This is a genomic window from Acidobacteriota bacterium (assembly GCA_016715115.1).
Taxonomy (GTDB): Bacteria; Acidobacteriota; Blastocatellia; order Pyrinomonadales; family Pyrinomonadaceae; genus JAFDVJ01.
In genome coordinates, this window is sequence record JADKBM010000016.1 from 984,417 (window position 1) to 996,099 (window position 11,683).

Annotated in this window: 10 protein-coding genes; 2 read left to right on the forward strand and 8 right to left on the reverse strand. The window is 55.0% G+C overall.

All coding sequences use genetic code 11. The features are described 5' to 3' along the window. Positions 1-62 precede the first annotated feature (62 nt). The gene (locus IPN69_22240) at positions 63-3,182 is read left to right on the forward strand and encodes a VCBS repeat-containing protein (GenBank protein MBK8813426.1); all 3,120 of its coding nucleotides are present in this window, start codon (positions 63-65) and stop codon (positions 3,180-3,182) included. Here IPN69_22240 and IPN69_22245 read toward each other — a convergent pair. The 3 genes from IPN69_22245 to bcp form a co-directional block, all read right to left on the reverse strand. After that, positions 3,179-3,919, reverse strand: coding sequence for a hypothetical protein (locus tag IPN69_22245; GenBank protein ID MBK8813427.1), 741 nt, complete (start codon positions 3,917-3,919; stop codon positions 3,179-3,181). The genes IPN69_22240 and IPN69_22245 overlap by 4 nt on opposite strands. Beyond that, the gene (locus IPN69_22250; GenBank protein ID MBK8813428.1) at positions 3,916-5,085 is read right to left on the reverse strand and encodes an AAA family ATPase; all 1,170 of its coding nucleotides are present in this window, start codon (positions 5,083-5,085) and stop codon (positions 3,916-3,918) included. Before IPN69_22250 ends, IPN69_22245 begins: the two co-directional genes overlap by 4 nt. Before the next feature lie 87 nt (positions 5,086-5,172). Continuing rightward, positions 5,173-5,637, reverse strand: a complete 465-nt coding sequence (bcp, locus tag IPN69_22255) for a thioredoxin-dependent thiol peroxidase (protein ID MBK8813429.1) — start codon at positions 5,635-5,637, stop codon at positions 5,173-5,175. Between the two features lie 97 nt (positions 5,638-5,734). On the opposite strand from bcp, the gene IPN69_22260 reads away from it, so the two are divergent. After that, positions 5,735-6,256 carry a hypothetical protein gene (locus tag IPN69_22260; protein ID MBK8813430.1) on the forward strand — a complete coding sequence of 174 codons (522 nt, stop codon included), beginning with the start codon at positions 5,735-5,737 and terminating at the stop codon, positions 6,254-6,256. A 365-nt stretch (positions 6,257-6,621) separates the two neighbouring features. Here the strand turns inward: IPN69_22260 and IPN69_22265 are convergent, their stop codons facing one another. The 5 genes from IPN69_22265 to IPN69_22285 form a co-directional block, all read right to left on the reverse strand. Further along, positions 6,622-7,881 (reverse strand): hypothetical protein, encoded by a 1,260-nt coding sequence (locus IPN69_22265; protein MBK8813431.1) that lies wholly within the window; start codon positions 7,879-7,881, stop codon positions 6,622-6,624. Between the two features lie 502 nt (positions 7,882-8,383). Then, complete coding sequence (locus IPN69_22270; protein MBK8813432.1) at positions 8,384-9,574, reverse strand: glycosyltransferase family 9 protein; 1,191 nt, start codon at positions 9,572-9,574, stop codon at positions 8,384-8,386. 46 nt (positions 9,575-9,620) lie between these two features. Continuing rightward, a complete protein-coding gene (locus IPN69_22275; GenBank protein ID MBK8813433.1) occupies positions 9,621-10,118 on the reverse strand; it encodes a hypothetical protein in 498 nt (165 codons plus the stop codon). 3 nt (positions 10,119-10,121) lie between these two features. Further along, the gene (locus tag IPN69_22280; GenBank protein MBK8813434.1) at positions 10,122-10,298 is read right to left on the reverse strand and encodes a Trm112 family protein; all 177 of its coding nucleotides are present in this window, start codon (positions 10,296-10,298) and stop codon (positions 10,122-10,124) included. Positions 10,299-10,440: 142 nt separating this feature from the next. Further along, positions 10,441-11,598 carry an SPFH domain-containing protein gene (locus IPN69_22285; protein ID MBK8813435.1) on the reverse strand — a complete coding sequence of 386 codons (1,158 nt, stop codon included), beginning with the start codon at positions 11,596-11,598 and terminating at the stop codon, positions 10,441-10,443. Between the last annotated feature and the right edge of the window lie 85 nt (positions 11,599-11,683).

Genomic DNA, 11,683 nt, shown 5'->3' on the forward strand with positions numbered 1-11,683 from the left:
CTTGTCGAGTCGCAATTCAAAACGGTATCATTGCGGAGCAGACATCATAATCGGAGAAATGAATGACAGACTTCCTGCGTCGCCTTGCCGGCATTAAAACGATCGCCGCTATCGGAATTTTTCTAACAACCGCCATCGCAATCTATGTTCTGGTTCCGACGGCGAACAAGGCGCCGACCCGCACACCGCAAACCGCGCGCGAATTTGAGGAGAATGCCGAAAAACGCTTCGAAGCGTTTATGCTCGAGCGAACGTTCCCGACCGGCAAGATTCCCGACAATGCCCGCCGTGATGCGTGGGAATCGAGACCTGAGGATGCGCAGTCCAACCTTTTGGCCGCGTCTCAATGGCAGTCGGTCGGCCCGTTGTCGACCCAATCGGATATCGCGAACTGGGGACTGACGAGCGGTCGGATCAACGCGATCGCCGTCTCGCCTTCGAATTCGAACCTGATCCTGCTCGGTGCGTCGACCGGGGGAGTTTGGCGCTCGACCGACGGCGGGACAACGTTTGCCGCGACAACCGACAATCAAGTCGACCTGGCCGTCGGCTCGATCGCCTTCGCTCCAAGCGACAATTCGATCGTCTACGCCGGAATGGGCGACAAAGCCAGCGGCTATTACGGAAGCGGAGTATTGAAATCAACGGATGGCGGACAGAGCTGGACGCGTGTCAACAACAATACTCTGCCGTCACCTGGACGCGTCTCGAAGATCCTCGTCGATCCGGCGAACTCGAACCGCGTCTATGTTGCTCAATACGCCGTATTGAGCGGCAATTCGTCCTTCGCGAGCGGCTTTTTTCTTTCGAATGACGGCGGCATAAACTGGACGCGGACGATCGCCGGACTGCCGCGTGACCTTGTTCAACATCCGACTCAGCCCAATACCTATTATCTGGCGATGGCGCGTGTCGATCTGGCGACACCGACTAACGGCGGCGTGTTCAAATCGACCGACGGCTGCGCCACCTGGACGCGTGTTTACACTTCGCCGTACGCAACGACTTCGAATATGAAGATCGCGGTCACTCCGGCGGCGCCGCAGAGCCTCTACGTTGTCACCGGACAGACCAGCCCGTCGACCGCGGCGCAGCTCGAAACGAGTCCCGACGAAGGCGCGAATTGGACGAATCGCGGTTCGAATTTCGATGTCGGCCAGCTCAGTTACAACTTCTATCTTTTTGTTCACCCGACCGATCCGAACACGATCTACGTCGGCACGCGCGACCTTTGGCGCAGCACGAACCTCGGAGTTGCATTCACGAACATCACGAACAATTTCTCGATCGCCGGCGCCTACAATCCGTTCAATTCGAAAGCGCATCCCGATCAACATCATTTCTTTCAGTCGACGAGCAATCCGAATTTGATCTACATCGCCAACGACGGCGGATTTTACCGATCGACCGATGGCGCGGCATCGTTCCAGTCGCTCAACGCATCGCTCAATCTGACGCAGTTCACGGGCATCGACCTGCATCCGACGGACAACACACGCACCTACGGCGGCACGCAGGATAACGGCAATCAGCGCCGCCGCGGCGGTTCGCAGTGGCGCGAGTTCATCAGCGGCGACGGCGGTCAGATCGTCGTCGATCCGGTCGATCCGACATTCGTTTACTCGACATATGTCCGCAACGACATCGATCGCTGGTCAAACAACACGGACACGTACAACGGCGAGATCGGCAATTCGACGATTTTCAACGCCGACCGCGTCGCCTTCTACCCGCCGTTTACGGGAAACAACATCGATTCGACGCTATATTTCGGCACTTATCGTCTCTATATCAGCACGAATCGCGGCACAAACTGGACGGCGCCGGCCGGAGCCACCGACCTGACTTTGGGCGGCGGGGACGTGCTTTCGGCGATCGGTGTTGCGCGCTCGAACACGAACACGATCTACACCGGATCGTCGCAGGGCCGGGTGATGGCAAGCACCAACGGCGGCGTGAACTGGACGCAGGTCACGACCGGACTTCCGGCACGCTTCATCAAGAGCATCGTCGTCAGCCGCACCGACCCGAATACCGCTTATCTGACCGTTTCCGGGTTCGACTCCGGGCACGTTTTCAAGACGACGAACGGCGGAACCAACTGGACCGACATCAGCGGCAACTTGCCGAATATTCCGACCAACACGCTGCTCATCGACGTCAATAATCCGGCGACCCTCTACGTCGGAACGGACGTCGGGGTTTTTCGCTCAACGACCGACGGAACTACCTGGGAGACGTTCAACAACGGAATGCCTCCCGTGATCGTCACCGAACTCGATCAAAACGCGAGCGGGCTGATCCAGGCATCGACCTACGGCCGCGGCGCGTATGAGGTCAATCCCGCATTGGCGAGAAAATCGCCGGCGGATTTCGACGGCGACGGCAAGACCGATATCTCAATTTTTCGTTCGGATCTCGGACAATGGTGGCTCAACCGCAGTGCTTCCGGGCTCATCGTTCATACGTTCGGAAATGCGGCCGACAAGATCACGCCGGCCGACTTTACCGGAGACGGCTCGGCGGATGTCGCGATCTGGCGTCCGTCAAACGGCGAATGGTACGTTCTGCGGAGCGAGAACTTCACCTTCTACTCGTTCCCGTTCGGAACCAGTGGCGACACGCCGGTCGCCGGCGATTATGACGGCGACGGCAAAGCGGACGCGGCAGTTTTCCGGCCTGGCAATTCGACTTGGTACATCCAGAGATCGACCGGCGGAACAACGATTACGGGATTCGGAGCCGCGGATGATAAACCGGTTCCGGGAGACTTCGACGGCGACGGAAAGGACGACATCGCGATCTACCGACCGTCTGTCGGCCAATGGTGGCTGAATCGCTCGACGGCCGGCGTCATCGCAGTGACGTTCGGAAATCCGACCGACAAACCGGTTTCAGGCGATTACACCGGCGACGGCAAGGCGGACATCGCGATCTGGCGTCCGTCGAATGGTGAATGGTTCATTCTTCGGAGCGAGAACTCGACGTTTTATTCCTTCCCGTTCGGGGCCAACGGCGACACGCCGGCACCTGGCGATTACGACGGCGACGGCAAATGGGATGCAGGCGTTTTCCGGCCGACCGGCGGAACGTGGTACGTGAGCCGCTCGACTTCGGGACTCCTGATCCAGAATTTCGGTAACTCGACCGATTCGCCCGTTCCGGGATTCAACAATCCTTAGCGATTGCGATCTGGGATTTGCGATTTGCGATTTGCGATTTGCGATTGGGGGATTCCAGGATTCCATTGATTCCATGATTCCAGGATTCCATTGATTCCAGGGATTCCATGATTCCATTGATTCCATTGATTCCAGGATTCCATTGATTCCATGATTCCATGATTCCATGATTCCATTGATTCCATTGATTCCATTGATTCCATTGATTCCATTGATTCCATGATTACAGGGATTCCGATTAAATCTTCGAAATCTGGAATCCTTGGAATCCCTGGAATCTTGGAATCCTGGAATCCTGAAATCTTGAAATCCTGGATACTTGGAATCTGGAATCTTGGAATCTGAAATCCTGAAATCTTGGAATCCTGAAATCGGGAGCTTTGAAAAACCCAGGGGTTCTTTGTATTCGGGGTCGGGACGAGTCGGTACCATCTGCGGTAGCGGATGGTTGAAGATCGGTTGGTATCAATACTTCGGTCCGGGAGTGCCGCAACCAACCATCCGCTACCGCAGATGGTACCGACTCGACGCGATTGCAACGCGATTCGGGATTCCCAGTCTGGAACCCTTGGAATTCTGGAATCTGGAATCTTGGAATCTGGAAATCTTGGAATCCTGGAATCCTGGAATCCTGGAATCCTGGAATCCTGGAATCCTGGAATCCTGGAATCCTGGAATCTTGGAATCCTGGAATCTTGGAATCCTGGAATCCTGGAATCTTGGAATCCAAAATTCATGCTCCGGCGCGCTTTGCTTTCTCGACTTCGGTGTGCATTTCGAGTTGGTCGACCAACTTGAGAAAGTCCATCCGTGGGTATGAATAACGCCCGACGGTTCGGAACGCGAGTTGCGGCTTGCTGCCGTCGAAAAGATGATATCCCCAGTAAAGCAATTGCTTCGAGAATCTGATCGCGCATTCCGCGGGGTCGATGTAGTGAAGCCGTGAATCGGTTTCCCGCATCACTTTGAACTGTGTCTTGAGGGCCTCGTTCAGGAGTCTGTTGCGATTCGGCTCATCGGTTTGAAGCGAATTGATGAGCACGAACAACTCGGCCTTTTGATTCTCCCGGCGGATCGATGCCAGGGTTCGTTTGATGACATCCGCGTTCTTGTTGATCCCGAGCGGATTGAGCGTCGTCGGAACGATGCAGTAATCGAATTTCTGAATATATTCTCTCGGATTCGACTCGAACTCAGGATTGCAGTCGCAAACAACGATCTTCGTTTCCCGATAATCGCCCTCGCTCCATTCGTCTTTGGTCAAAACCGAAACCACCGACCCGAAATTCCCGCGCGTCGCCGGCAGATAGACTCCGTCGCCGAGGATCTTGCGCAAATTCTGCTGGTGATCGAGATCGATCAGCGCGACATCGTAACCATTCATTGCGAACGCGCCGGCGAGATGCGCCGAGATCGTCGTTTTCCCGACTCCGCCTTTGCAGGTAAAAACCCCGATGTAGATCGGGCGGTCGCGCTCCTCGGCCGAGTCGATGCGTTCGCAATCGAAAATCAATTGATTGTCGCGCATTATCGCGAGTTGCAGATTCGAGATCTTCTCCTCGCGCATATACGCGTAAACAGACGGCGTAAACCCGCTCGTTGAAATGAAAAGTCCGGTCGAGAGGTTTTTGGGATTTGGACTTGAAAGGAAATCGAGGAAGCGTTCGATCTGTCCGAGATGAACTTTGGCCCGCTGGTTGCGGAGTTCGATCGCCGACCGCGCCCCCGGTTTCGACACCTCAAACGAATAATGGCGAACTTCGCGCGGTGCGATCTGTGCGGCCCAACCTTCGCGACGCAACAAGAAAAGCGCAAGGCGCTCGGTTTCCGTCGCGCGTTCGACAACCACTTCTCTTTTCCTGTCCGAGTCCGTCAGTACATCAAGCAACTCGGCCCAGCGCATTCTTTTAGGCGGCATTTTTATCTATAGTGCAGAGTGCATAGCGCACAGTGCATAGTCCACTATTCACTATGCACTCTGCACTTTGCACTATGCGTTTTCGCCAAACGCCGCGAGGACCTCGGTGGCGTGGTTTTCGACGTTGACCTTATCGAAGATATGGACGATCTTACCGTCTTCGTCGATCAGAAAGGTCTTGCGCGTAATACCCATATAGGTCTTGCCCATAAACTTCTTCTCGCCGTAAACTCCGTAGAGTTCGCTGACCTGATGTTCGGCATCGGCGATCAGAGTTGAGGTCAGGCCATATTTGGCGATGAATTTCAGGTGCTTTTTCTCGTTGTCGAGCGAAACTCCTATCGCGGTAATGTTGTTTTCCGAAAGTTTGTCGTTTGCATCACGAAACGAACATGCTTCTTTCGTTCAGCCAGGCGTATCGTCTTTCGGGTAGAAAAAGAGCGCGACACGCTTGCCGCGGAGACCCGAAAGAGAAACGTCGGAGCCGTTTTCGTCCTTCGCCGTAAAATCCGGCGCAATTTCTCCAACTTTCAGCATATTCCTCCAAAATCCTGTAAAATTCGATAACCCGACTCTCCGGCGATCGCCGGTTTTGTTTGGGGCCATTCTGTGGGAAGTTCCTAAATTGTAGCAAATGATACGGTTTTCGGAAAAACTTGGGTTGAGAAAACTCGCCGATGTTAAGGCAGCATTTCGCGCCCGGATCGTCGACGAGTTCGAATTCCGGGCGAAAAGCTGCGTGACCTGCGAAACCAAAGGCGCCTGCTGCCTAGACGCGCATTTCGTCAACGTGCATATTTCAAGGCTCGAAGCGGTCGCGATGCGGAAAAGGCTCGAAACTCTTGATCCGGAACTGCGTGCGGCCGTCGATGAGCGCATCACAGAAGCGATCGCGAAATACAAACTCGACGAAGCGCTCGACACGTTCGCCGCGACCTACGCCTGCCCGTTGTTCGAAAAAGGAATCGGCTGCCTCGTCCACGACGTCAAGCCCGCCGCGTGCATCGCGCACGCCTGTTACGAACGAGAAGAAGATCTGCCGCCCGACCAACTTCTCGACGCCGCCGAGGCCGAGATCGACCGGCTGAACCGACAGACTTATAGATCAAGTCAACCGTGGCTGCCCTTGCCGCTATGGCTCAGACGGCTCGATTGACAGGCAATGGTTACCCTCAGATCGCGCGGATCGAATTTGAAAGTCGTTGGTCGGGTGGTCTGCCGATATTGCCTGAACCTGGCGCCAAAAGGACTTTTTCAAAACGATTGGAGCGCGCGTAGCTGGTGACAGGATGCATCCCGCGCCGTCACCTACCGGAAACGTCGGGCAAAATGATCTGAGTCCCTGTATCGGGCGATTGCGAATCATCTGACCAAACGACGCGCGGCGTCCCGATATCAGTCGTTTGAGAAAGTGTTTCTTGATAGCTGCCGGCAAACAAGATCGATGAAAAACTTAGTTTGATCACGCGGCAGAGCCCGCGAATGTTCGAGCGGACCTATTCGTTCCTATCATCTCCGGAGTTAATCGATTCGCAGCCTGCAACTCGGAAAGGGAAATTTCAGTTCTACGCCCGCCTGACTCGACTCCGCGTTTATGAAAACACTCGGCGTTTCTATGTCGACAATATTTATCCCTTCTCTTCTTGGAATGAGCTTTTCCAACTTCGGGCAATTCAAATATAAGCCCGGATACACCGTGACTGTTCCGTAGAGTTTCCCTTTCTGACCTTTGAGGATTCTGATTGCGAAACGTCCGTCCGCGTCGATCATTACGCGCGATGAGGGGTTATCCTCATCCGCCTCTTCGTCTTCTTCCGCGACAAACTCAACGGCCGCGAATGCAGCATTCTTGCTATTCGCCGTTTTTCCATCCTGCATTCGCAAAACGCCGGTCACGGTTATGACCTCGGCTGTTTCGGGCGCGACGATTACAAGGTTCTCGATCTTTGTGCCAGGCGCTATTTGAATTTCGGACGCTCTTTCACGCTCTTTTACATTTGGGTAATAAAAGGCACGAAACGGCTCCTCAGCAGTTATTACGTCGTCATCATTGAACAAAAGCAAATACGATCCGGCCGGAATACCCTTCAGTTCGAACGAGCCGTCCGGCTCGGTACAATCAGAATTGTATAAGAACGGAACCTTCGTGCCGCGCGCCGGCAGCAGCTCCATACAGACGTCCTTGAGGGGGTTTCCGTTCGTATCAAAGAGCTTTCCGCGAATTGCAGAATCGATCTCAAAATAAAAGTTCCGCTCAGTATGCGCTTTCGGTTTTATTACCACTTGAGTGTCGTCATATCGCGCGAATTGAGTATGCTTAAAGCCGGCTATCGCCTCGGGCCGCACGGTGTATTTGCCAGGCGGCAGATCGTAGAGTTCATAGACTCCATTCTGATCGGTTGTGAGTTTGATCGTCTTGCCATTCCCTGAAACGAGAACGTTGTGATTGGAAAGCGGCTCAAAAGAGGAAGGCTGTTCCTCGATCGCACTCCTTACGTTCTTGGTGATTAGACCTGAAAGGCGGGTCCGAACCTTCACCTTGGATCGACTTTCCAGATACAAGATATCGGCCGCAGCCCATTTCACGGAGTTTGATCGCGTGCACGTACTGGCTATCCAAACATCGCTTGGCACGACTTTCGGAAATTGACCGGTTGCGGCGATCACGCCGTCGGACGATTTCGGATCACCAGGCTCAGCTCCGAGGTAACCGGGGGGGGGGGGGGGGGGGGGGGGGGTGAAAGATATTCTTCGCCGACACTCCGGTCGGAGAATGTCCAAACGCAATCGGCGCCGCCACCCTGTGCAAACTTAAGTTTTTGCCCGATCTTCAAGGTGCCCTTGTAAACTCTCTCAACGCTGAGGACCGTTTGTTTAATCCCGCCGTAATTCACGAGCCTTGGCGGCGGAGTATCCGTCTTTTCGATGGCCAGTACTTTGAGAATCACAACATTTGCGGATTTTTGATACTCCCGATCAACGGTGCCGTTGACCACACACGAGCATGCGACCGCCTTTCCTGCACACAAGGCGGCGACAGTTACGAAGATCAAAAAACTCCTCCTCATACTTTTCAGAATACTTAACTTTCACTCCGGCACGCAAGAAATCGCTCTCGTTCGCTCAGCCTATCGCTTCCAGGCGCCGTCACATGACATCTCAATCAATGCTCGTTCTTCGTCCCAAGGAAGCGACGGGTGCCGAACTGGGCGAGCAGACATCGACGCGCTGAAACAGTTTTGTGCGCGCACATAGATCACGGCTGCTTACGTCCGCGACTGCGTCACGATAGCAATGATTCGATCGCGGCAGTGAGAGAGGCTGTTCCGACCGATTCGATGCAGCGCGGCGAAACGTATTTCTCGCATCGGTAACCGGCGCACGGTTGGCAGTCGAACGGTTCGTACACGATCCGGTGCGGAGCGTCGGTCCAGGGACGCCAGTGATCGCGGTTCGACGAACCGAAAATCACGACCGAAGGGCAACCGACGGCCGAGGCTATATGCGCGATGCCTGAATCGTTGCCGACAAAAAGCGACGCGCGGGCGGCGAGTGCCGTGATCTCCGGCAAAGCGAGGTCGCTGAAGATCTCGATCGGCGAGGAAGCGATCGATTTGAGTAGTTCGAGTTGCCCGCGTTCGGTCGGTGCGCCGACCGCGACGACACGGTAACCGCGCACGTCGAGAAACTCGGCGACACGCGCGAACTTTTCCGTCGCCCACTGCTTCGTCGCAAACGCCGCAACGGGATGAAACATTGCGATTTTGGATTTTGGAATTTGGATTTTGGATTTTGGATCCTTCAAATCCGAGTCCGAGTCCGAACTCCGGAACTTGGAATCTTGGGTCTTGAGTCCTGAATCCTCGAATCTGGAATCTGGAATCCCGGAATCTGGAATCCTGGAATCCATAACCCCGGAATCCCGGAATCCCCGTAACCTGGAATCGATCGCAGCAACGGCAGACTCCGTGACGGCCAACGATGTCTTTGGCCGGTCTTCGACCGGAATCCCGACCGATCCGACGAGGGCCAAGTGCTGTTCGGCGGAATGCGTCACTGGCCGGCGCCAGAAATCGGCCGAAGACGTGAGCAGATGATTGTAAAGAAACTTGTACCGATAATGACCATAGCCGACGCGATGGGGCGCGCCGGAAACGCGCACAAAAAACGTCGACGTCGTGCCGCCGTGCAGGTTTATCGCGACGTCGTATTTCCGGCGCCTTATCTCGCGGGCGACCGCAAATCGCGACCGCTTGCTCGATTTTGAAAAACTCAGAACATCGTCCACCGCATCAAACCCATCGAGAATCGGCGCGACCCAGTCTTCGAGCAAAACATCGATCTTCGCGTCAGGCAAATGACGGCGAAGCGCGCTGAGCGTCGGCGTTATCAGGACCGTGTCGCCGATCGAGCGCAGACGCACGACGAGCACGCGTTTAACGTCTTTCCAGTCGATCGTTGGACCCTGAATCATCGGATTATTCTATCATCAGAAACTAAAGAAAAGCCGAGTGAGTCGACTAGTCCGAATCGCGGGGACCGCGCATTTGGAAGCGTTCAACGGTCTCCCAAACGCCGCCGGGCGCCTGTCGGATAAACGTGATCTCGTCAAAAATATGTTCGAAGGGCTGTATCCTGGAAGAAATGATCTCGAAATCGGCATCCGTGCAAACGCCGTTTCGCGGGTGAATGCGCGTCACGTGAGCGCCGTGCCGGCGCGGTAGCTCCAGAAGTTGTTCGCGAAGCCGATCGAACGCAGCCGGAACACGACATCGGACCAACACCAGATCGCCATCGCGTTCAGGCTGTCCGAATTTTAGCTTGATCGGCCGCAACTCAAGCCCGGCGATCCGCGTACGGAGTTCCACCCAATCGGAAACCTCGTCTTCGCGGATCAGCGTGACGTGAGAACCGATGAGTCGGGCTTGCTTCGGATTGAACTCGCGACGAACGGCATCGACCGCCTCGTTTCCGCGCAGAAAGAGCGTCGCCTGCCGCCGAATGACCGGGCTGTTCACGGACTATTTCTCGACCGTGGCTTCATCGACGAGCATAACGGGAATCTCGTCGCGGATCGGATAAACCAGCGCGCATTCAGGATTGACGCATTTGAGACCGGTTTGGTCGTCTTTGATCTTCACTTCCGATCTGCATTTCGGACAGCGGAGGATTTCGAGAAGTTCGGGACTTATAGCCATTTGCGATTTGCGATTTTCGATTTTCGATTTGCGATTTGCGATTTGCGATTTGCGATTTGCGATTTGCGATTTGCGATTTGCTGGCGAATCGGATCGTCATCGATGCCATTCGACGACGATCCGAAATCAGAAATCCCAAATCCTATTCCACTTTGGTTCCGCATTCGTTGCAGAACTTTGCGCCGGGGTTCATTTCGGCCTGGCAGTTCGCGCATTTCGGTTTTTCCTGCGAAGAACCGCATTCCGAACAGAATTTCGCGCCTTCGCGGAGTTCGGCTCCGCATTTCACGCACGGAACTTTCGCGACTTCCATCTTGCCGCCGCAATCGCCGCAGAACTTCGTTCCAGCGACATTCGGCTTTCCGCACGTCGGACACGGAACCATCGGGTTCTGCGGAGCCTGCGCTTGTCCGCCGCCCTGCGGCGCCATTCCGCCACCGAGCGCGTTGACCATCTGGTTGCCGACCGCGAATCCGGCGCCGAGACCGGCACCGAGACCGGCTCCGCCGCCTTCATTCTGGGCCGCATCGCGAAGCGCGTCAGCCGCCTGAAACTGCATATAGCGCTGCGCGTCGCCGAGTGCGCCCATCGCGGCACGTTTGTCGATAGCTTCCTGCACCGCCGGCGGCACCGAAATGTTTTCGACATAGAACTTCGTGACTTCGAGTCCGTAGGCCTTGAAATCCTCGTTGATCTTCGCGCGGATCTGTTCGCCGAGTTCTTTATACTGCGACGCGAGATCGAGCGCCGGAATCTTCAATTCACCAAGGGCGTCCGAGAATTCAGTGACGATCGCCCGTTTGAGCTGCGCGTCGATGTCTTCGGTCTGAAAATGAGCGTTCGTTCCGGCGACTTCCTTGATGAACGTCTGCGGATCGGCTACCCGAAGCGAGTAGGCGCCGAATGCGCGGAGCTGAACGATCCCGAAATCGGCATCGCGCATCATTATCGGGTTCGCCGTGCCCCACTTCATATCCGTAAACTGCTTGGTGTTTACAAAATAAACTTCCGATTTGATCGGCGAATTGAAGCCGTGTTTCCAGGCACCGAGCTTGCTCAAGATCGGGGTGTTGCCGCCGTCGATGGTGTAGCGTCCGGGGCCGAAAGCGTCTGCCGCCTGACCTTCGTGAACAAACACCGCAGCTTGCGATTCGCGCACGATCAGTTGCGCGCCGTTCTTGATCTCCTGACCGTGAACCGGAAATCGATACAGCAGCGTGTCCTGCGAATCATCGAGCCATTCGATGACCTCGATAAACTGATTAAGTGCCTCGTTTTTAACTTTTTCCCAGATGCTCATTTATGTAAACTCCTTTCGTATTCCAATTTCACCAACTGATTAACGAAATCTGTTCGTTTGTTGTTCTGATAATATCGCAAATTCG